Annotated in this window: 19 protein-coding genes and 1 pseudogene; 11 read left to right on the top strand and 9 right to left on the bottom strand. The window is 70.3% G+C overall.

Annotated elements, in window-relative coordinates:
• Nucleotides 1–28 precede the first annotated feature (28 nt).
• Nucleotides 29–685, top strand: a complete 657-nt coding sequence (locus OO014_RS14655; RefSeq protein WP_272463070.1) for a Maf family protein — start codon at nucleotides 29–31, stop codon at nucleotides 683–685.
• Nucleotides 686–695: 10 nt separating this feature from the next.
• Here OO014_RS14655 and OO014_RS14660 read toward each other — a convergent pair whose 3' ends face one another.
• Genes OO014_RS14660 through OO014_RS14670 form a run of 3 tightly spaced genes read right to left on the bottom strand, consistent with a single transcriptional unit; the run spans nucleotide 696 to nucleotide 4,775 of the window.
• Complete coding sequence (locus tag OO014_RS14660; protein WP_272463071.1) at nucleotides 696–2,000, bottom strand: hypothetical protein; 1,305 nt, start codon at nucleotides 1,998–2,000, stop codon at nucleotides 696–698.
• The gene (locus tag OO014_RS14665) at nucleotides 1,954–3,555 is read right to left on the bottom strand and encodes an acyl-CoA carboxylase subunit beta (protein WP_272463072.1); all 1,602 of its coding nucleotides are present in this window, start codon (nucleotides 3,553–3,555) and stop codon (nucleotides 1,954–1,956) included. Before OO014_RS14665 ends, OO014_RS14660 begins: the two co-directional genes overlap by 47 nt.
• Nucleotides 3,556–3,587: 32 nt before the next feature.
• Nucleotides 3,588–4,775: an acyl-CoA dehydrogenase family protein gene (locus OO014_RS14670; RefSeq protein WP_272463073.1), complete on the bottom strand. Its 1,188-nt coding sequence runs from the start codon at nucleotides 4,773–4,775 to the stop codon at nucleotides 3,588–3,590.
• Between the two features lie 58 nt (nucleotides 4,776–4,833).
• Between OO014_RS14670 and OO014_RS14675 the strand changes: the two genes are divergently transcribed.
• From OO014_RS14675 to OO014_RS19385, 4 genes are all read left to right on the top strand, one after another.
• The gene (locus OO014_RS14675) at nucleotides 4,834–5,229 is read left to right on the top strand and encodes a MerR family transcriptional regulator (protein ID WP_272463074.1); all 396 of its coding nucleotides are present in this window, start codon (nucleotides 4,834–4,836) and stop codon (nucleotides 5,227–5,229) included.
• Between the two features lie 12 nt (nucleotides 5,230–5,241).
• Nucleotides 5,242–6,120 (top strand): sulfurtransferase, encoded by an 879-nt coding sequence (locus OO014_RS14680; protein WP_272463075.1) that lies wholly within the window; start codon nucleotides 5,242–5,244, stop codon nucleotides 6,118–6,120.
• Between the two features lie 2 nt (nucleotides 6,121–6,122).
• Complete coding sequence (locus OO014_RS14685) at nucleotides 6,123–6,608, top strand: SufE family protein (protein WP_272463076.1); 486 nt, start codon at nucleotides 6,123–6,125, stop codon at nucleotides 6,606–6,608.
• A gap of 282 nt (nucleotides 6,609–6,890) precedes the next feature.
• On the top strand, nucleotides 6,891–7,532 hold the full coding sequence (locus OO014_RS19385; RefSeq protein WP_420485521.1) for a helix-turn-helix domain-containing protein: 642 nt from the start codon (nucleotides 6,891–6,893) through the stop codon (nucleotides 7,530–7,532).
• Here the strand turns inward: OO014_RS19385 and OO014_RS14690 are convergent.
• From OO014_RS14690 to OO014_RS14700, 3 genes and pseudogenes are all read right to left on the bottom strand, one after another.
• A pseudogene (locus tag OO014_RS14690) lies at nucleotides 7,502–7,600 on the bottom strand (tryptophan 2,3-dioxygenase); the annotation flags it as partial. The gene OO014_RS19385 and the pseudogene OO014_RS14690 overlap by 31 nt on opposite strands.
• Nucleotides 7,601–7,607: 7 nt before the next feature.
• Nucleotides 7,608–8,117, bottom strand: coding sequence for a DUF3806 domain-containing protein (locus tag OO014_RS14695; RefSeq protein WP_272463077.1), 510 nt, complete (start codon nucleotides 8,115–8,117; stop codon nucleotides 7,608–7,610).
• A gap of 22 nt (nucleotides 8,118–8,139) precedes the next feature.
• Nucleotides 8,140–8,994: an aldo/keto reductase gene (locus OO014_RS14700; protein ID WP_272463078.1), complete on the bottom strand. Its 855-nt coding sequence runs from the start codon at nucleotides 8,992–8,994 to the stop codon at nucleotides 8,140–8,142.
• A gap of 108 nt (nucleotides 8,995–9,102) precedes the next feature.
• Here OO014_RS14700 and OO014_RS14705 point away from each other — a divergent pair, with 108 nt between their 5' ends.
• Entirely contained in the window at nucleotides 9,103–10,902 is a 1,800-nt protein-coding gene (locus OO014_RS14705; protein ID WP_272463079.1) for an acetyl/propionyl/methylcrotonyl-CoA carboxylase subunit alpha, read from the top strand.
• 51 nt (nucleotides 10,903–10,953) lie between these two features.
• Here the strand turns inward: OO014_RS14705 and OO014_RS14710 are convergent, their stop codons facing one another.
• Together OO014_RS14710 and OO014_RS14715 are read right to left on the bottom strand one after the other, a co-directional pair.
• Nucleotides 10,954–11,286 (bottom strand): antitoxin, encoded by a 333-nt coding sequence (locus OO014_RS14710; protein ID WP_272463080.1) that lies wholly within the window; start codon nucleotides 11,284–11,286, stop codon nucleotides 10,954–10,956.
• 53 nt (nucleotides 11,287–11,339) lie between these two features.
• The gene (locus OO014_RS14715) at nucleotides 11,340–12,746 is read right to left on the bottom strand and encodes an NAD(P)H-quinone dehydrogenase (RefSeq protein WP_272463081.1); all 1,407 of its coding nucleotides are present in this window, start codon (nucleotides 12,744–12,746) and stop codon (nucleotides 11,340–11,342) included.
• Nucleotides 12,747–12,867: 121 nt separating this feature from the next.
• Between OO014_RS14715 and OO014_RS14720 the strand changes: the two genes are divergently transcribed.
• Nucleotides 12,868–13,692 (top strand): purine-nucleoside phosphorylase, encoded by an 825-nt coding sequence (locus tag OO014_RS14720; RefSeq protein ID WP_272463087.1) that lies wholly within the window; start codon nucleotides 12,868–12,870, stop codon nucleotides 13,690–13,692.
• Nucleotides 13,692–15,377 (top strand): phospho-sugar mutase, encoded by a 1,686-nt coding sequence (locus tag OO014_RS14725; protein WP_272463082.1) that lies wholly within the window; start codon nucleotides 13,692–13,694, stop codon nucleotides 15,375–15,377. Before OO014_RS14720 ends, OO014_RS14725 begins: the two co-directional genes overlap by 1 nt.
• Before the next feature lie 70 nt (nucleotides 15,378–15,447).
• On the opposite strand, the gene OO014_RS14730 is transcribed toward OO014_RS14725, so the two are convergent.
• Nucleotides 15,448–16,098 carry a PH domain-containing protein gene (locus OO014_RS14730; protein ID WP_272463083.1) on the bottom strand — a complete coding sequence of 217 codons (651 nt, stop codon included), beginning with the start codon at nucleotides 16,096–16,098 and terminating at the stop codon, nucleotides 15,448–15,450.
• A gap of 119 nt (nucleotides 16,099–16,217) precedes the next feature.
• Between OO014_RS14730 and deoC the strand changes: the two genes are divergently transcribed.
• From deoC to OO014_RS14745, 3 genes are read left to right on the top strand one after another with little or no spacing between them, the layout of a single operon-like run.
• The gene (gene deoC, locus OO014_RS14735; protein WP_272463084.1) at nucleotides 16,218–17,204 is read left to right on the top strand and encodes a deoxyribose-phosphate aldolase; all 987 of its coding nucleotides are present in this window, start codon (nucleotides 16,218–16,220) and stop codon (nucleotides 17,202–17,204) included.
• A 16-nt stretch (nucleotides 17,205–17,220) separates the two neighbouring features.
• Nucleotides 17,221–18,690 carry an aldehyde dehydrogenase family protein gene (locus OO014_RS14740; RefSeq protein WP_272463085.1) on the top strand — a complete coding sequence of 490 codons (1,470 nt, stop codon included), beginning with the start codon at nucleotides 17,221–17,223 and terminating at the stop codon, nucleotides 18,688–18,690.
• The gene (locus OO014_RS14745) at nucleotides 18,687–19,574 is read left to right on the top strand and encodes an aldehyde dehydrogenase family protein (protein WP_272463086.1); all 888 of its coding nucleotides are present in this window, start codon (nucleotides 18,687–18,689) and stop codon (nucleotides 19,572–19,574) included. Before OO014_RS14740 ends, OO014_RS14745 begins: the two co-directional genes overlap by 4 nt.
• The last annotated feature ends 14 nt before the right edge of the window (nucleotides 19,575–19,588 follow it).

Here is a 19,588-nt window from a genome sequence, read left to right on the forward strand (position 1 = left end):
CGGCCGCCGGTGCCGTATCTTCCCTCGTATGCCGCTGAGCCCACTCCCGCCCGGAAGTCCCGTCCCGTTCGTGCTGGGTTCCGCCTCTCCGGCGCGGCTGAAGACGCTGCGTGGCGCGGGGGTCGAGCCCGTGGTCCTCGTCAGCGAGGTCGACGAGGACTCGGTGGTGGCCGAGGCGCTCGACCGCTACGGCCCGATCGAGCCGGCCGACATCGCGCTGCTCCTGGCGCGGGCCAAGGCGGAGGACGTGACGAGCCGCACCGACTCGCCGGCACTGGTGCTCGGCTGCGACTCGGTCCTCGAGCTCGACGGCGAGGTCCACGGCAAGCCGGCGGATGCGGCGGAGGCCGCAGCACGGTGGCGCCGGATGCGGGGCCGGTCGGGCATCCTGCACACGGGGCACTGGCTCATCGACGACCGGGACACGGGGGGCGCGACCATCGGCGCCACCGCCTCGACCACGGTCTACTTCGCCGCTCTCACCGACTCGGAGATCGAGGACTACGTCGCCACGGGAGAGCCGCTGCGGGTCGCCGGCGCCTTCACCGTCGACGGCCTCGGAGGACCGTTCGTCGCCGGCATCGAGGGAGACCACCACAACGTCGTCGGCCTGTCCCTCCCACTGCTGCGGGACCTGCTGGCGGACGCCGGCGTGGGCTGGTTCGACATCGTCACCGCCCGCTGACCCGTCGGGGTCAGGGATAGAGGTCGTCGGTGAGGTTCTTGATGATCAGGTAGTGCTCGAGCCACCACCACATGAGGATCGCTCCGACGACGACGATCCCGCCGAGGACCCAGTAGCGCCACCGGCTCCACCACCGCAGCTTGAGGAACCACGCGATGATGAGGGTGAAGGGGAAGGCCAGCAGCGCGTAGCGGACCCGGCTCGGGGTGGTGCTCGTGACGAGCAGGATGTAGCCCGGGTAGCCGCCGGCCCAACCCCAGATCTCCGGGCCCCACCGCCAGGAGTGCTTGGAGAGCATGAACCACGCGAACGCGACGACACCGAGGACGCCGAGGAGCTGTCCGATCACGCCCCAGTAGGCGTAGAGCAGGTCCCACCACATGTAGAGCTTGATCTTGGTCTGGATGTTCCAGGCCAACATCGTCTGGTTGTAGGCGTCCGGGGTCTGGGTCACCACCGAGACGATGGTGGGCCAGAGGAACGTCAGAGCCGCCGCCCAGCCCGCGAGGGCCGCCATGGCCCAGCGGAAGCGGACCGGATGCGGCCCTTCGTCGCCCAGCCGCCAGCGCACGACCGTGTGGGCGATGATCACCGGCACCATCGCGATCACGACGTTGCGAGTCAGGGAGAGAACGACCAACGCTGCGACGACCCACCAATACCGGCGGGCGCGAAGCAACAGCAGGATCGTCACGACGAGCAGCAGCGCCGACGACTCCGTGTAGGCGGCCGAGAAGACCGGCGAGGCCATGTAGAAGCAGGTCGCGACGACAGCGACGATGGCCTCCCACCGGCCGATGACCTGGTCGACGAGCCTGAAGAGCAGGTAGATCGCGGCGAACCCGATGAGCGTCGACAGGACCGGCCCGACGACGTCGAAGGGCAGCCCCGTCACCTTCATGATGGCGCCGACCGTCATGGGGAACACCGGGAAGAAGGCCCAGGGGTTCATGTCGATCCCCCCGTGGCCGACCCGGGGCAGGACCCGCGGGTAGCCCTCCTCCGCGATGACGCGGTACCACTGGCCGTCCCAGTTCGTCATCGCGGCGAGGTAGCCGGGGTCCTGCGGCAGCGGATACGAGATGCGGATCCGCTCCAGGCCGATCGGCAGCGCGATCTGCCCCTTGGCGAGCAGGATCCCCGCCACGAGGACGTAGAGCCGCGAGACGGCATACACCGCCACGGGGAACCAGAAGCTGAACCGCCGCCACCAGGCCTGTCGCGCCTCCGCGGCGCGATCGACCCGCTCGAGATCCGCCAGGGCCGGTTCAGACCGGGGGGACGGAGCGGCGTCGTTCGCTGAAGTGACGGTCACGCCGGGCAGCATAGGACAGTCGACGGATGAGGTCCGAACGCAACTCGTCCGCCTCGATGATGGAGTCGAGGACGAGGTCGGCCGCGAGCCGCTCGATGTCGACGTCCTCCTCGTACTCCGCGCGCCGGGCTGCGACGAACGCGTCGCGTGCCTCGCTCCCCTCCGACCGCTCGACCTCGGCGATCTTGTTCGCGTAGACGGCGTTCACCGCGGCCTCCGGACCCATCACGGCGATGCGGGCGGTCGGCAGCGCGATCGTCGCGTCCGGGCCGAAGCCCGGGCCGGCCATCGCGTAGAGACCGGCCCCGTACGCCTTCCGGACCACGACGCAGACCTGCGGCACCGTCGCCGACGACACGGCACTGACCATCTTCGCTCCGTGGCGGATGATCCCGCCGCGCTCCACCTCGGAGCCGATCATGAAGCCCGGGACGTCGGCGAGATAGATGAGTGGGATGTTGAAGGCGTCGCAGAGCCAGATGAAGCGCGCGGCCTTGTCGGCACTGTCCGTGAAGAGGACGCCGCCCTTGACCATCGAGTTGTTCGCGACGATCCCGACCGTCTCGCCGTCCATCCGGCCGAAGCCGATGACGAGCTCGGCCGCCCACAGGGGCTTGAGCTCGAAGAACGAGTCCTCGTCGACGAGGCCCTCGATCACCGTGTGGATGTCGAAGGGGACGGACTCCCGCTCCGGCACCGTGTGCTTGGTCAGCGGCTCGCTCGGCCCCTCGGCGTGGTAGCTCGGCGGCCGGTCGCGCCAGCTTCCCGGCACGTAGGAGAAGTAGAGCTTGGCCAGCTCGATCGCCTCGACGTCGTCCTGCGCCAAGAGGTCACCGACCCCGGAGACGGTGCAGTGCATCCGCGCCCCGCCCATCTCCTCCAGCGTGACCTTCTCCCCGACGACCATCTCGGCCATCCGGGGGCTGCCGAGGTACATCGACGCGTTGCCCTCGACCATGATGATCAGGTCGCAGAAGCTGGGGATGTAGGCGCCGCCCGCTGCGGACGGCCCGAAGAGGCAGCAGATCTGGGGCACCTTGCCCGACAGGGCCACCTGGTTGTGGAAGATCCGCCCCGCGCCCCGACGGCCGGGGAACATCTCCACCTGGTCGGTGATCCGGGCGCCCGCCGAGTCGACGAACCAGAAGACGGGCAGCTCCTCGCGCAGTGCCATCTCGGTCGCCCGGACGATCTTCTCGACGGTGCGGCTGCCCCAGGACCCGGCCTTGACCGTGGGGTCGTTCGCGATGACGATCGCCGGCCGGCCGTCCACGGTCCCACGGCCGGTGACGACGCCGTCAGCGGGCAGCCCTTCCTGGAGGGCGTTCGCAAAGCGGCCGTCCTCGACGAAGGACCCCTCGTCGAAGAGCAGCGCGATCCGGTCGCGGACGTAGATCTTGCCCTGGGCATCGAGCTTGGCCTGCGCCTTCTCCGGGGCCCGGTCCGAAGCCGCCCACGCGGCGTTGAGGCGGGTCCGGACGTCCGCGACGCGCGGATCATCACCCAGCGAGTCAACGGCGAAGGGTCCTTGGGTGGGTAGGTCACTCGACGGCATGGGGCTCATCCTTCCGGTTCGTCGGCGCGAGGTCAGGACTGCGGGAGGCCGAGCCCGCGGGCGATGAGCATGCGTTGCACCTCGGAGGTGCCCTCCCCGATCTCGAGGATCTTGGCGTCGCGGTAGAACCGCGCAACGGGGAACTCCTCCATGAAGCCGTTGCCGCCGAAGACCTGCGTGGCGATGCGGGTGGCGGACACGGCCGCCTCGGTCGAGTACAGCTTGGCGATGGCGGCGGCGTGCTTCACCTCCTTCACCGAGCGACGACCCTCGTGGAGCTCGTCCTTGAGCCAGGCAGCCTTGTAGGTCAGGGTCCGGGCGGCCTCGACCATGACGGCAAGGTCGGCGAGCTGGAACGAGATGCCCTGGTTGACACCGATCGGCCGGCCGAAGGCGATCCGCGTCTTGGCATAGTCGGTCGCGAGCTCAAGGCAGGCCTGGGCGCAGCCGACCGCCAGCGCGGAGATGGCGATGCGCCCGTCGTCGAGGGTCTTGAGGAACTGCTTGAAGCCCTCCCCCTCTTCGCCGAGCAGGTTCTCCAGCGGGACGTGGCAGTCCTCGAAGGTGAGGCCGTGGGTGTCGGACACGTGCCAGCCCAGCTTGTGGTAGGCGGGCTCCACCGTGAAGCCCGGGGTGCCGGACGGGATCATGATCGCGGAGATCGCCGCGGTGCCGTCCTCGTTCGTGCCCGTGCGAGCGGTCACCGTGACAACCGACGTGATGTCGGTGCCGGAGTTGGTGATGAACGCCTTGGACCCGTTGACGACCCACTCGTGTCCGTCGCGGGCGGCCCGCGTCTTCGTCGCCGCCGCGTCCGACCCGGCCTCCGGCTCGGTCAGGCCGAAGCCCGCGAGCGCCCGGCCCGCGACCAGGTCCGGGAGGAAGCGCTGCTTCTGCTCGTCATTGCCGTAGGTGAGGATCGGGTTGATCCCGAGGCCGACGCCCGCGGACAGGGTGATGCCGATGGACTGGTCGACGCGGCCGAGCTCCTCGATCGCGACGCAGAGGCTGGTGAAGTCGCCCTGCCCCTCGCCGGCGCTGCCGCCGTACTCCTCGGGCACCACGAGGCCGAAGAGACCGAGCTCGCCCATCTTCGGAACGAGGTCGGCCGGGAAGTGCGAGGCGCGGTCCCACTCGGCGATGTGGGGTGCGACCTCCTTCTCGGCGAAGTCCCGGACGACCTTGCGGAAGTCCTCGTGCTCCTGGCTCAGCTCGAACATGTCGCTCCTCGTGGGTTCCTGCTTGACGCTTACGTAAACGTAAAGCAGAATCGCAGCCATGACAAGTGGGCCCGAGTGGACGATCGCGCAGATCGCGGACGAGTTCGGCGTGACCCACCGGACCATCCGCCACTACGAGGACCTCGGCCTCGTCTCCCCCGAGCGGCGGGGCACCCAGCGGATCTTTCACCGCCGTGACCGCACCCGTCTCAAGCTCATCCTGCGTGGCAAGCGCCTCGGTTTCCCGCTCGAGGAGATCCGGACCATCGTCGACCTCTTCGACGCCCCACGCGGTCGACGGGCTCAGCTCGAGTACGTCCTCGACCAGATCGACGCCCGCCGCGCTGACCTGGAGCAGCGGCTCAAGGACGTGCAGGACGCCATCGCCGAGCTGGGCGAGTTCGAGCGCAGCTGCCGGTCAGACCTGGACCGGCTCACTCCGCCAACCCCGTGACACGATGGGGTCATGACTGGCGAAGACCCCAAGCTCGCGGCCTACGCGCACCCGGAGCGCCTCGTCACCACGCAGTGGCTGGCGGAGCAGATCACGGCCGGACGCATCGGCGGGCCGGACGGCATCGTCCTGCTGGAGTCCGACGAGGACGTCCTGCTCTACGACACCGGCCATATCCCCGGCGCGCTCAAGATCGACTGGCATCTTGACCTCAACGATCCGGTCACCCGGGACTACGTCGATGGTGCGCGGTTCGCCGAGGTGATGGGGTCGCGCGGCATCGCCCGCGACACGACGGTCGTGATCTATGGCGACAAGTCGAACTGGTGGGCGGCCTACGCCCTCTGGGTCTTCAGTCTGTTCGGTCACGAGGATGTCCGGCTCGTCGACGGGGGGCGCGCCAAGTGGGTCGCCGAGGGTCGCGAGCTGACTCGTGAGGTGCCGACGCCGCAGCCGGTCGAGTACCCGGTCGCCGAGCGCGATGACGCGCCGATCCGCGCCTTCAAGGACGACGTCCTCGCGCACCTCGGCAAGCCGCTCGTCGACGTCCGCTCCCCCGGCGAATACACCGGCGAGCTCCTGCACATGCCGGACTACCCGCAGGAGGGTGCGATGCGGGGCGGGCACATCCCGGGCGCGAAGTCCGTGCCCTGGGCCCGCGCCGCAAACGACGACGGCACCTTCAAGAGCCGTGCGGATCTCGAGGAGCTGTACCTGCGCGAGCAGGGACTCTCCCCGGACGACGACATCGTGGCCTACTGCCGGATCGGCGAACGCTCGTCGCACACCTGGTTCGTACTGACCCACCTCCTCGGCTTCGAGTCGGTGCGCAACTACGACGGGTCCTGGACGGAGTGGGGCAACGCGGTCCGCGTGCCCATCGAGAAGTGACCATGCACCCGCCTGCCGAGTCGCCTGCCGAGTCGCCCGCCGAGCTGCCGGCCGAGCTCGGCGAGATCGCGGCGGACTTCCGTTCGGCGACCAACGACCTCAAGCTCCAGCTGCTGCTGGAGTTCAGCGACGAGCTGCCGTCCCTGCCGGAGCGCTACGCAGGACGACTCGACCAGCTCGAGCGCGTCGATGAGTGTCAGACTCCGCTCTTCCTCGTTGTCGAGGTCGACGAAGCCGACTCGCCGGCTGACCGCCGGGTCCACCTGTTCTTCGACGCGCCGGCTGAGTCCCCCACGACCCGCGGCTTCGCCGGCATCCTCCACGCCGGACTCGACGGCTTGCCTGCCGCCGACGTCCTGGCAGTGCCGGACGATGCACCGATGCGCTTCGGCCTGGCGGACGCAGTCTCGCCGCTGCGCCTGCGCGGGATGGCGGCGATGCTGGCGCGGATCAAGCGACAGGTACGCGCCAAGCTACCCGCCGCCTGACCCTTGCTCGCCGCCGCCTGGCCTGCCCTCGGCGCCACCCCTTTGCCCGTGACGTCGCCTCACTCGTGCCAGGGGCTGCGGCGGCTCCGCCAACGCCACCCTTGCCGTCGTGGTGACTACGGCACTGCTCAGCCACAGTGAGCAGTGCCGCAGTCCCGGGCAGTCCCCCACGCGTCCGGCGTCAGCCCCGAACGCCCCAGTACGGCACTGCTCAGCCCCAGTGAGCAGTGCCGTAGGGCTTGCCGAGCAAGGGCTGTCGGCGTCCCGTGCCACGCTGCCCGCATGCGCGAGCTCGCTGGAAACCCTGATCTCAGTGACCCGGACACGGTCGGCCGGCTCGTCGTGCGTGCTCGGAGACAGGCTGACCTCAGCCAACGGGATCTCGCCGAGCGCATCGGCAGCGCGGCATCGAGCATTGCCAGGGTGGAGTCCGGCAAGGGCCTGCCCAGTCTGTCGGCCCTCCACCGGATGCTGCAGGCCTGCGGCCTTCGGCTGACCGCAGTCGACCACGAGGGACGACCGGTCGAGCCGGCACCCGCGGGACTCGTCAGGGACAACGGCGGTCGGCGCTTCCCTGCACACCTGGACGTCGACCCACCCGACCAGCTCCCTCAGGAGGCGCTGTACAAGCCTCGCCACGATCGCCCGCCGGCCCGAGGCTGGTTTCACCACAGGGCCGAGCGCGACAGAGCTGCCGACCAGTTCCCCCAGCGGGCCCGGCCGACCGACCACCCGACGACCGACCAGCTCGAGCTGCGAAGGCGCCTCATGCGTGGCCCTCAGCCCGTGGTCCGGCAGGCACCCGTCGAGCTGGAGTGCCGCTGTCTGGATGAGTGCTTCGAGCTCGCCTGCCTGGGGCCGTGCCCCTGCCAGTGCGAGCCACGACACCGAACTCAGGAGCCAATGCGGGTGCGCAGTTCGTAGAGCTCGGGGAAGAACGTCAGGTCGAGGGCGCGGCGGAGGAGGTAGACGCCCGTGGAACCACCCGGGCCGGCCAGCCTAGGGCGCAGGACGCGGACGAAGGTTCGCGAGGTGTGTCACCACTCCCGGCACCCAACCGGTCTCACCCCGCATCCATCGGGCGCCGACCAGGTTGTGCGGCACGATCACGGTGTCAGCTCGCGCTGCCACCAGTCCGAGGTCGGTGCCGAAGACGTCCGTGACGACAGCCCATTCGCGAGCGCTGTGGCGCGCGAGGTACTCCCCGATGGCGATTCCAAAGGTCTCGACGACCACGTCGGCACCCTCCCCGCGGCCGGTGCGCGCCTCGGTGAACGCTTGGTCGTAGGCAGCCCCGATGGCGGCGAGGTCGTCGACGTCGACACCCCTGGCCCTCAGGGCCGCCAGTCCCGCAGCGATCCGATCGCGCTCCGCGTCGGTGAGGGGTGAGGTGACCGGACGCCCGTCGAAGTCCTCGGGCAGTTTGGTCCCCGCGTCAGCGCCATCGCCGGCGCGGTCGTTCGTCACGTCGGGCGACTCGTCCTTGGGCCGTCGGGAGAAGAGTCCCATGGACCCAACGTACTGCGGTCGGTCAGCGAGGAGTGGCCCAGAACCGGTCGGGGTCGGGACCGGTGCGCATGCCACGCTCGAGCGTCGCGAAGGCGTCGAGATCCTCCTGGTCCAGGCGGAAACCGAAGACGTCAGCATTCTCCGCGATGCGCGAGGGCGTCACCGACTTCGGGATGACGACGTTGCCGATGTCCAGGTGCCACCGGATGATCGCCTGGGCGGGCGTGACGCCGTGCTTCGCGGCGACCTCTCCGATGGTCGCGTCGGTCAGGACCTCCTTGCCCGACGCGAGCGGGCTCCACGCCTCGGTGGCGATGCCGTGCTCGGCGTGGAAGCGTCGCAGCTCGTCCTGTTGGAGATACGGATGCAGCTCGATCTGGTTGATCGACGGGAGGACTCCGGTCTCGTCGAGCAGCCGTTGGAGGTGTGGGACGTGGAAGTTGCACACACCGACGGCCCGGACTCGCCCGGACTGCTGCAGCTCGAGCAGCTGTCGCCACGCCTCGACATGCGCGTCGGCACCCGGGGCCGGCCAGTGGATGAGGTAGAGGTCAAGCACCTCGAGCCCGAGCCGCTTCAGGGAGGCGTCGAACGCCGCGGCCACGTTTCGATGGTCGTCGTTCCACACCTTGGTCGTGACGAAGACCTCCTCGCGGGGCACGCCCGATGCGGCGATCGCCCGCCCGACGCCTTCTTCGTTGCCGTAGATGCGCGCGGTGTCGATGTGTCGGTAGCCCGTGGCCAGCGCCGTGCCGACGGCCGCCTCGACCTCGTCCGCTGGGACCTGCCAGACCCCGAAGCCGAGCTGGGGGATGCGGACGTCGTCAGCCGACGATTCTTCGAGCAGCACGTTGGGGCTCGAAAGGGGTGCAGTCATGACACTCAACCTACGTGAACGACCGTGTGCCGCACGTCACGAGCCGACCGTGGAGTAACGCCCCGACGGCGGGGAGTGCACGCCTGGCGAGACGCTAGAGTCCGTCGCATGGCTTCCATCAGCAAGGTCCTGATCGCTAATCGTGGTGAGATCGCTGTCCGAATTGCACGTGCGTGCAAGGACTCGGGCATCGGGTCCGTGGCGGTATATGCAGAGCCCGATCGGGATGCGTTGCACGTGAAGGTGGCCGATGAGGCGTACTCGTTGGGTGGGTCCACGCCCGGCGACAGCTACCTGGTGCAGGAGAAGCTGCTCGAGGTGGCCAGGCAGTCGGGTGCCGATGCCGTGCACCCGGGCTACGGCTTCCTCGCCGAGAACGCCCATTTCGCCCAGGCCGTCATCGACGCCGGCCTGACCTGGATCGGTCCCGGCCCCGCAGCCATCGACTCGCTGGGTGACAAGGTCAAGGCGCGGCACATCGCCACGAAGGCCAACGCCCCGTTGGTGCCGGGCACGAAGGACCCGGTGTCCGGCCCCGAAGAGGTCGTGGCGTTCGCGGAGGAGCACGGTCTGCCGGTGGCGATCAAGGCGGCCTACGGCGGCGGTGGACGCGGCCTGAAGGTGGCCCGCACCATCGAGGAGATCCCGGACCTGTACGAGTCGGCGGTGCGTGAGGCCGTGACGGCCTTCGGCCGCGGCGAGTGCTTCGTCGAGCGGTTCCTCGACAAGCCCCGGCACGTCGAGACGCAGTGTCTGGCCGACCACCACGGCAACGTCGTGGTCGTCTCCACCCGGGACTGCTCGCTCCAGCGGCGCAACCAGAAGCTGGTGGAGGAGGCCCCGGCCCCGTTCATCTCCGAGAGCCAGCACGCCGAGCTGGTCCGCGCCTCGAAGGCGATCCTGCGCGAGGCCGGCTACGTCGGCGCGGGCACCTGCGAGTTCCTCGTCGGCCAGGACGGGGGCATCAGCTTCCTCGAGGTCAACACCCGCCTGCAGGTCGAGCACCCGGTCACCGAGGAGGTCACCGGCGTCGACCTGGTCCGTGAGCAGTTCCGGATCGCCAACGGTGAGGCACTCACCTTCACCGACCCGGAGCCGCACGCTCACTCCATCGAGTTCCGGATCAACGGCGAGGACGCGGGGCGCAACTTCCTGCCCGCCCCGGGCACGGTCAGCCGCATGGTCGTGCCGCAGGGTCCCGGTGTCCGCTGGGACGCCGGCATCGTCGAGGGCGACACCGTCGCGGGGGCGTTCGACTCGATGATCGCCAAGCTCATCGTCACCGGCCGCGACCGCACCCAGGCCATCGAGCGGGCGCGGCGCGCGCTGCACGAGCTCGTCATCGAGGGCATGCCGACGGTGACCCCGTTCCACCGCGCCGTCGTCTCGGACGAGGCCTTCGCTCCCTCGGACGGGTCCCCCTTCACCGTGCACACGCGGTGGATCGAGACGGAGTGGGACAACACCGTTCCCCCGTATGCCGCTGGGCTGGCCGCCGCTGACGGCGACGCCGAGGACGCGGCTGAGCGCCAGACGATCGTCGTCGAGGTGGGTGGCAAGCGGCTCGAGGTGTCCCTGCCCGGTGGTCTGAGCCTGGGCGGCGGCGGCGGGACCTCCACGGCGAAGAAGAAGGCCCCGAAGCGCTCGGCTGGTGGCAAGGGTGGCGCCGCCGCCTCCGGTGACTCGCTCACCGCCCCGATGCAGGGCACGATCGTCAAGATCGCCGTCGAGGAGGGTGCCACCGTGGCAGAGGGCGACCTCGTCATCGTCCTCGAGGCGATGAAGATGGAGCAGCCGATCAACGCCCACAAGTCGGGCGTCCTGACCGGTCTCAAGGCCGCGGTCGGAGAGACCGTCACGTCCGGCGCGGTCCTGGCCGAGATCAAGGACGCGGCGGCGGACGCCTGACCCGGAGCGAGAGAGCAGCTCGTCCCCCGGACGAACTGCTCTCTCGCTGTTTCAGGACCTGGTCGGCGGTGGGTCACCCAGCGTGGTGTCGCCCTGTGCCGGCTCGTCCGACGCCGGGGTGGTGGCCGGCTCGGCCTCCGGAACGGGAGCGGGCTCTGGCTCCGGAACGGGAGCAGGCACGGGCTCGGGAACCGGAGCCGCGTCCTCGGCGTCCGGCGGCAGCCCGAGGTGCTCGCCGATCGCGTCCGACCCCTGGTCGACGTGCTCGGCGTACTTCCCGCCCGTGCGCTCGTTGATCAGGTCCTCGGCCTTCTGCAGTGCATCCTTCGCCTGCTCCGGGTGACCCTTGATGAAGTCCTTTGCCTTGTCGATCCAACCAGTCATCGTCGTTGACGCCTCCTTGCCCGTGTTTGTCGTGCTCTGACCGTACTCCGGCGTCACTCGGACTGGTGGAGCTGCCGCGCCGCCTCGGCGATGGACCCGGACAGCGACGGGTAGACGGTGATGGTGCTCGCCACCTGGTCGACGTTGAGCCGGTTCTGGACGGCGAGGGCCACGGGGTGGATCAGCTCGGAGGCCTTGGGGGCGACGATGACGCCACCAAGGATGGTGCCGTAGCCCTTGCGGCAGAAGAGCTTCACGAAGCCTTCGGTGATGCCCTGCATCTTCGCGCGTGGATTGCGGGCCAGGGGCAGCATGACGGACTCGACGTCGGTCTGGGCGTCGGCTGCGACCTGGCCGATGCCAACGGTCGCGATCTCCGGCTCGGTGAAGATCGTCGCGGCGACGCCGCGGACGTTGAGCGGGGCGACGGCATCACCGAGGGCGTGCCACATCGCGATGCGGCCCTGCATCGCGGCGACCGATGCCAGGGGAAGGACGCCCGTGCAGTCGCCGGCCGCGTAGATGCCGGGCACGGAGGTCCTCGAGACCCGGTCCACGGTGATGTGGCCGGACTCGGCGAGGTCGACGCCGACCTCCTCGAGGCCGAGCCCGCGGGTCGCGGGGATGGCCCCGACGGCGAGCAGGGCGTGGCTGCCTTCGACGGTCCGACCATCCTCGAGGCGCACGATCACGCCGGCTTCCGTGCGTTCGACGCCGGCGGCTCGGGCGCGGTTGAGCACCTCCATGCCGCGCTTGCGGAAGACCTCCTCGATGAGCGTGGCGGCGTCCGCGTCCTCGCCGGGCAGCACGTGCTCGCGGGAGGAGACGAGGACGACGTCGGAGCCGAGGCCGAGGAAGGCCTGGGCGAGCTCCGCGCCGGTCACACCGGAGCCGATCACGACGAGCCGCTCGGGAAGCTCGGTCAGGGAGTAGATCTGCTGCCAGGTGAGGATGCGGTCTCCGTCCGGCACCGCGGACGGGAGGACGCGCGGTGTGGCACCCGTGGCGATGAGCACGATGTCGGCTGCGATCTCCTCGGTCTGTCCGGAGCCGTCGATCTCCGCGACGACTCGCCCGCGGTCGGCGACGCGGCCGACGCCACGGACCACGCGCACGCCGGCCTGCTCGAGGCTGCCGTGGATGTCACCGCTCTGGGCCGAGGCCAGCGCGAGGATGCGCTCGTTGACCGTCTGCGGCTCGACGACGACGTCCTCGACGACGTCGCCCTCGTGGTCGGTCAGGTGCACGCCGAGGCCCCCGGCGACCTCGAAGTCGGACATGTAGTCGGCCGTCGCGATCAGCGCCTTGCTCGGGACGCAGTCGGTGAGGACTGCTGCCCCGCCCACCCCCTGCCGCTCGATGATGGTGACGTCAGCGCCGAGCTGGGCGCCGACGAGCGCGGCCTCGTAACCGCCGGGGCCGCCTCCGATGATGACTACGGACGTCTCTCGGGTGATCACCCACACATCCAACCACCCATCCGGCCGTATGCCGCTGGGCTCGCTCCCAGCAGACCGCGCCTTTCCGGGGTGGAGCCGGCACCTGCGGGTGCCTGGCGTCGCTAGAGTCCGGAGGGTGAGCATGAGCGCCGTGGACCTGAACGATCCGACCGTGGACCCCTTCGAGGTGGCTGCCCGGGCCGCTGCGGTGATCGCGGAGCGAACCGGCGTCGAGCGCCACGACGTCGCGCTGGTCCTCGGCTCGGGGTGGCGTGAGGCAGGCGATCGGATCGGCGCGACCGTGGCCACCATCGACAACGCGGACGTGCCCGGTTTCTCCGCCTCCGCGGTGGCCGGTCACTCGGGGACGATGCGGTCGGTCGCCATCGGCGACACGGGCCGACGCGCCCTCGTCTACGGGACTCGCACCCACTTCTACGAGGGCCGGGGCGTGCGGCCCGTTGTGCACGCCGTGCGAACAGCACATGCTGCGGGGTGCGGCACCGTCGTCCTCACCAACGGCTGCGGGGGTCTCGACCCCGCGTGGACCGGCAACCCGGTCCTCATCCGTGACCACATCAACCTGTCGGGCCAGTCACCGATCGAGGGTTCCCACTTCGTCGACCTCACCGATGTCTACACGCCACGGCTCCGGGAGATCGCACGTGAGGTCGACCCCTCGCTGCAGGAGGGCGTCTACATCCAGTTCCGGGGACCCCAGTACGAGACCCCGGCCGAGGTGCGGATGGCGAAGGTGCTCGGCGGCGACCTCGTCGGCATGTCGACGGCTCTCGAGGCCATCGCCGCCCGTCAGCTCGGTCTGGACATCCTGGGCATCTCGCTCGTGACCAACCCGGCGGCCGGGATCAGTGACACGCCGCTCAGCCACGAGGAGGTCCTCGAGGCAGGCGAGGCCGCGGCAGACCGCTGCGCGCGGCTGCTCGCCGACATCGTCAGGAGGCTGTGATGCCGGCCGACGACGTGGCGGAGCTGCTCGCATCGGCCCGAGCCTGGCGCGACGACGACCCGGACGCGACGACCAGGGCCGAGCTGGGGACGCTCATCGAGCAGGCCGAGGCCGGTTCGCGTGAGGCAGTGGACGAGCTGGCCGACCGCTTCTCCGGGATGCTGGAGTTCGGCACCGCAGGTCTGCGCGGGGCCCTCGGCGCCGGACCCAACCGGATGAACCGCAGCGTCGTCATCCGAGCTGCGGCCGGGCTGGTCGGCCACCTCTACGCCACAGGTCTGTCCGGGGCCACGCCTCTGGTCGTCGTCGGTTATGACGCCCGCCACAACTCGGATGTCTTCGCCCGGGACACCGCCGCGGTGGTCGAGGGCGCCGGCGGTCGGGCCCTGCTGCTGCCGTCACCGCTGCCGACCCCGGTGCTGGCCTTCGCGATCCGCTACCTCGGCGCGGACGCCGGCGTCATGGTCACCGCGAGCCACAACCCGCCCCAGGACAACGGCTATAAGGTCTATCTCGGCGACGGCAGCCAGATCGTGCCGCCGTCGGACAGCCAGATCGCGGCCCGGATCGCGGCCGTGCCGTCAGTGGCGTCCGTCCCGCGCGCCACTGACGGGTGGGACACGCTCGACGACTCGCTGGTCGAGGACTACATCTCGGCCGTCGTGTCCGTGGTGGCACCCGATTCCCCGCGAGATCTCAACTGCGTCCACACCAGCCTCCACGGCGTGGGCCACGGCACGATCGCGGTCGCCTTCGCCAGGGCCGGTTTCGCGCCACCGACGCCGGTCGACGAGCAGGCGCTGCCCGACCCTGACTTCCCGACCGTGGCCTTCCCCAACCCGGAGGAGCCGGGAGCCATCGACCTGGCGCTCGAGCAGGCCCGGGCCGAGGCGTGCGACCTCGTCATCGCCAACGACCCCGACGCCGACCGGTGTGCGGCGGCCGTTCTCGACCCCGCCCTCGGCGACTGGCGGATGCTCCGCGGGGACGAGGTGGGGGCGCTCCTCGGGGCGCACATCGTCCGGCGCGGGGTCGTCCCGGGCGACGTCTTCGCCAACTCGATCGTGTCCTCCCGGCTCCTCGCCGCGATCGCCGCAGCCGCGGGGATCCGGCACGCGGAGACGCTCACGGGCTTCAAGTGGATCTCCCGGGTCGAGGGCCTGCGCTACGGCTACGAGGAGGCCCTGGGCTACTGCGTCGCACCGCACCTGGTCAAGGACAAGGACGGGGTCAGTGCCGCCCTGCTGCTCGCGGAGCTCGCGGCGACCCTGAAGGCCGAGGGACGGGCGCTGACTGATCTGCTGGACGACCTCGCCCTGGCCCACGGACTGCATGCGACCGACTCGTTCTCGGTTCGCCTCTCTGACCTCGCCCAGTCCGAGGAGCTGATGAGCCGACTCCGTCAGGCTCCGCCGACGTCCATCGCCGGCCGGGCCGTCACCCGACTCGACGACCTCGCCACCGGTAGTGCCGGGCTCCCGCCGACCGAGGGCCTGCGCTACTACCTCGACGACGACTCGAGGATCATCGTCCGCCCGAGCGGCACCGAGCCGAAGGTCAAGGTCTACCTCGAGGTCATCGAGCCGGTCCGGGACCGTCCCGGCCTCGCCGTTGCTCGCGCTGCAGCTGCCTCCCGGCTCGCCGGGATCCGCCCGGAGTTCGAGCACCTCACCGCCCTGTCCTGATCCTCCGCCCGGCACCCCAGCCCGCGCCCGAGGGGAAACCGGCTCAGCGGCATACGCCGGCTGCCCCTCCTCAGAGCGCGAGGACGGTCACGACGAAGAACGCCGCGGCTCCCACGAGCATCGCGACCGCGGGCGCGTCCCAGGACTGGACATCCGTCCTCGGGGCGCCCGTCCGGGCAGCAGCGGGCCGGCACCGGTCAGCAGCGATGCGGCGCTCGATCTCCTCGGCGACGGTCTGGGCCTCGGCCTTCGGTCGCCGGCCCGCCGAGGGCGCCGAACCCGACCCGGACCAGCCCTCGGGGGGAGCCACGGTCGAGCGACCGTGCCGAGGGCGGCCGGGGTCGGCGGGCACGCCCCAGGCCGTGTAGCGGCGCCCCGCCGAGACGAGCTCCAGCGCCCACCTCGACCGCACCTCCTCGATGACCGGCCAGGTCAGGTCGACCACCCGGAGCGGGTTGACCAGCCGGATCCCGTCCGGGCCCAGCTGGGCGCAGGGGCGCACGACGAAGAGCCAGAGGAGCACGAGCGCCAGGACGATCGAGGAGATCACCACCCAGTCCCGGTCGGGCCCCCGCAGGGCGGGCAGGAGCAACGCGAGACCAGCCACGGCCCCGAACGCGCCGATGGCGATCGAGGAGCCCGGGCGCAGCGTCACCACGCTCCGCTGGTCGACCGACCCCGGGCGATGGGGGTCGGTCGGCGACGTTCCGCCGGCTCTCATCGTCTCGCTCGTCCTTCCGGGCACTGTCCTTCGACTGTCTCACGCTCGACCTCGCTTGTGGCCCTTCGGAGCCTGCGATGTGGGCCGGGTCCACACAACTCACCGGTAGACTCCCCCGGGTGACAGTCAGCACCACGGCGCACGCCGTCCAGGACCTCACGGCTGCTGCCCGGGACCTGCTCGGCGTCTCACGCCTGACCAACCGGGCGCTCGCCTCCTGGGTCCATGGCCTCCCGGGGGTCGACCAGGTCGGCTGCGAGGCTCGGGCGGCCTCGCTCGGCACCCGTTCGATCAAGACGACGGCCAAGGCGTGGGCCATCGACACGGCGATCAGCATGATCGACCTCACGACGCTCGAGGGCGCCGACACCGTCGGCAAGGTCCGCTCGCTCTGCGCCAAGGCACTGGTGCCCGACCCCATCGACCCGACCACCCCACGTCCCGCCGCCATCTGCGTCTACGGCGACATGGTCGCCACGGCCAAGCAGGCCCTGGGCGACAGCGGCATCCACGTGGCAGCGGTCGCGACGGCCTTCCCGTCTGGCCGGGCCGCGATGCCCGTCAAGCTCGCCGACACCCGCGCGGCGGTCGAGGCCGGCGCCGACGAGATCGACATGGTCATCGACCGGGGCGCGTTCCTCTCCGGTGACTACCTCACCGTGTTCAGCCAGATCGCTGAGGTGAAGCAGGCCTGCGGCGACGCCCACCTCAAGGTCATCCTCGAGACGGGTGAGCTCGTCACCTACGACAACGTGCGCCGCGCCTCCTACCTCGCCATGCTCGCCGGCGGCGACTTCATCAAGACCTCGACCGGCAAGGTGTCCCCCGCCGCGACGCTGCCGGTCACACTCGTCATGCTCGAGGCCGTGCGGCACTGGCGGGAGCTGACCGGCGTCCAGGTCGGGGTCAAGCCCGCCGGCGGCATCCGCACGTCGAAGGATGCGATCAAGTACCTCGTCATGGTCAACGAGGTCGCCGGCGACGACTGGATGTCACCTGAGTGGTTCCGCTTCGGCGCCTCGAGCCTGCTCAACGACCTGCTGCTGCAGCGCCAGAAGCTCGCGACCGGCGCCTACTCCGGCGCCGACTACGTGACGATCGACTGACCGGGAGAACGTGCACATGCCGAAGTTCGAGTACGCCCCCGCGCCCGAGTCGCGAGCCGTCGTCACGATCGAGAAGTCCTACGGTCTCTACATCGACGGTGCCTTCAGCCGGCCGAAGGACACCTTCGAGACCATCAACCCGGCCGACGAGTCGGTCCTGGCCGAGGTGAGCCAAGCCGGACCGAAGGACGTCGACCGGGCCGTCGCCGCGGCCCGCCGGGCCTACGAAGGGGTCTGGGGCCGCCTGAGCGGCTCCGAGCGGGGCAAGTACCTCTTCCGGATCGCCCGGATCCTGCAGGAGCGGGCCAGGGAGTTCGCTGTCCTCGAGACGCTCGACAACGGCAAGCCGATCAAGGAGACCCGCGACGTCGACGTCCCGATCGCCGCCGCGCACTTCTTCTACCACGCCGGCTGGGCCGACAAGCTCGAGTTCGCCGGCCTCGCCCCGACTGGCGGCACGCCGCCCCGGCCCCACGGCGTCGTCGGACAGATCATCCCGTGGAACTTCCCCCTCCTCATGCTGGCCTGGAAGATCGCGCCCGCCCTGGCGACCGGCAACACCGTGGTGCTCAAGCCCGCCGAGACCACTCCCCTGACGGCGCTGCTCTTCGCCGAGGTCTGCCAGCAGGCCGACCTGCCGCCGGGCGTCGTCAACATCGTCACGGGTGACGGACGCACCGGTGAGGCCCTCGTCGACCATCCCGGGGTCGACAAGATCGCCTTCACCGGTTCGACGGAGGTCGGCAAGGCGATCGCCCGCCGGATCGCCGGCACGTCCAAGAAGGCGACCCTGGAGCTCGGCGGCAAGGCGGCCAACATCGTCTTCGACGACGCCCCCATCGACCAAGCGGTCGAGGGCATCGTCAACGGCATCTTCTTCAACCAGGGGCAGGTGTGCTGCGCCGGGTCACGGCTGCTCGTGCAGGAGAGCGTCCACGACGCCGTCCTCGCGCGCCTCAAGCGCCGGCTCGAGACGTTGCGGGTCGGCGACCCGATGGACAAGAACAGCGACCTGGGCGCGATCAACAGCCGTGCCCAGCTCGACCGCATCACGTCCCTGGTCGACGCCGGTGTCGCCGAGGGCGCCGAGCGCTGGAGCCCGGAGTGCACGCTGCCGGCCCGCGGCTTCTGGTTCCCTCCGACGGTGCTGACAGGCGTGTCCCAGACGCACCGGGTCGCGACGGAGGAGATCTTCGGGCCGGTCCTGTCGGTGCTCACCTTCCGGACGCCCCAGGAGGCCGTCGCCAAGGCGAACAACACCTCCTACGGCCTCTCCGCAGGCGTCTGGACGGAGAAGGGGTCGCGCATTCTCTGGATGGCCGACCAGCTGCGCGCCGGTGTCATCTGGGCCAACACCTTCAACCGTTTCGACCCGACCTCGCCCTTCGGCGGCTACAAGGAGTCGGGCTACGGCCGCGAAGGTGGCCGGCACGGGCTCGAGGCCTACGTCACCACCGCCGCCCTGACGACAGGAGCCGCCCGATGACCCGCCTCGACGTGCGCAAGACCTACAAGCTCTACATCGGCGGCAAGTTCCCGCGCAGCGAGTCCGGCCGTTCCTACGAGGTCGTCTCGGCCAAGGGCGCGTTCCTGGCCAACGCCTCGATGGGCTCACGCAAGGACGTCCGGGACGCGGTCGTCGCCGCCCGGGCCGCGCTGGCCGGCTGGGCCGGTGCGACGCCCTACAACCGGGGCCAGGTGCTCTATCGGGTGGCCGAGGTCCTCGAGGGCCGCCGTGCACAGTTCATCGACGAGGTCGGCGCGAGTGAGGGCCTCGGCACCAAGGCGGCCGGCGCGGTCGTCGACGCGTCGGTCGACCGTCTCGTCTGGTACGCCGGGTGGACCGACAAGGTCGCCCAGGTGCTCGGCAACCTCAACCCGGTGGCCGGCCCGTTCTTCAACGTGTCGGCTCCCGAGCCCACTGGAGTCGTGGGCGTCCTTGCGCCGCAGCGTTCGTCGCTCCTCGGCCTCGTGTCCGTGGTCGCCCCGGTGATCGCCACCGGAAACACTGCGGTCGTCCTCACCTCTGCCTCCCGCCCGCTTCCCGCCATCACCTTCGGCGAGGTGCTGGCCACCTCGGACGTGCCCGGCGGCGTCGTCAACCTCATCACCGCCCAGACCGCCGAGGTCGCGCCCTGGCTGGCTTCACACCGCGACGTCAACGCCATCGACCTCACGGGAGCCGCAGAGGCCGACGGTGTCGAGTGGGGCGCCCTCGAGGCAGAAGCCGCCGGCAACCTCAAGCGGGTCCTGCGTCCCTCGCTGGTTGACGGCCGGGCCGTCGAGCCCGACTGGGCGGCCGGACCTGGCCTGGACCGGATCCGCGCCTTCGTCGAGACGAAGACGGTGTGGCACCCCAAGGGGTTGTGAGTGCGCCACCGTCG

It is taken from the genome of Intrasporangium calvum, from assembly GCF_028446585.1.
Taxonomy (GTDB): domain Bacteria; phylum Actinomycetota; class Actinomycetes; order Actinomycetales; family Dermatophilaceae; genus Intrasporangium; species Intrasporangium calvum_A.

Excerpts from the sequence above, each read along its gene's own strand:
- OO014_RS14655 (WP_272463070.1), top strand. The coding sequence starts at position 29 with ATGCCGCTGAGCCCACTCCCGCCCGGAAGTCCCGTCCCGTTCGTGCTG.
- OO014_RS14665 (WP_272463072.1), bottom strand. The coding sequence starts at position 3,555 with ATGCCGTCGAGTGACCTACCCACCCAAGGACCCTTCGCCGTTGACTCG.
- OO014_RS14670 (WP_272463073.1), bottom strand. The coding sequence starts at position 4,775 with ATGTTCGAGCTGAGCCAGGAGCACGAGGACTTCCGCAAGGTCGTCCGG.
- OO014_RS14675 (WP_272463074.1), top strand. The coding sequence starts at position 4,834 with ATGACAAGTGGGCCCGAGTGGACGATCGCGCAGATCGCGGACGAGTTC.
- OO014_RS14680 (WP_272463075.1), top strand. The coding sequence starts at position 5,242 with ATGACTGGCGAAGACCCCAAGCTCGCGGCCTACGCGCACCCGGAGCGC.
- OO014_RS14685 (WP_272463076.1), top strand. The coding sequence starts at position 6,123 with ATGCACCCGCCTGCCGAGTCGCCTGCCGAGTCGCCCGCCGAGCTGCCG.
- OO014_RS19385 (WP_420485521.1), top strand. The coding sequence starts at position 6,891 with ATGCGCGAGCTCGCTGGAAACCCTGATCTCAGTGACCCGGACACGGTC.
- OO014_RS14695 (WP_272463077.1), bottom strand. The coding sequence starts at position 8,117 with ATGGGACTCTTCTCCCGACGGCCCAAGGACGAGTCGCCCGACGTGACG.
- OO014_RS14700 (WP_272463078.1), bottom strand. The coding sequence starts at position 8,994 with ATGACTGCACCCCTTTCGAGCCCCAACGTGCTGCTCGAAGAATCGTCG.
- OO014_RS14705 (WP_272463079.1), top strand. The coding sequence starts at position 9,103 with ATGGCTTCCATCAGCAAGGTCCTGATCGCTAATCGTGGTGAGATCGCT.
- OO014_RS14710 (WP_272463080.1), bottom strand. The coding sequence starts at position 11,286 with ATGACTGGTTGGATCGACAAGGCAAAGGACTTCATCAAGGGTCACCCG.
- OO014_RS14720 (WP_272463087.1), top strand. The coding sequence starts at position 12,868 with ATGAGCGCCGTGGACCTGAACGATCCGACCGTGGACCCCTTCGAGGTG.
- OO014_RS14725 (WP_272463082.1), top strand. The coding sequence starts at position 13,692 with ATGCCGGCCGACGACGTGGCGGAGCTGCTCGCATCGGCCCGAGCCTGG.
- OO014_RS14730 (WP_272463083.1), bottom strand. The coding sequence starts at position 16,098 with ATGAGAGCCGGCGGAACGTCGCCGACCGACCCCCATCGCCCGGGGTCG.
- OO014_RS14740 (WP_272463085.1), top strand. The coding sequence starts at position 17,221 with ATGCCGAAGTTCGAGTACGCCCCCGCGCCCGAGTCGCGAGCCGTCGTC.
- OO014_RS14745 (WP_272463086.1), top strand. The coding sequence starts at position 18,687 with ATGACCCGCCTCGACGTGCGCAAGACCTACAAGCTCTACATCGGCGGC.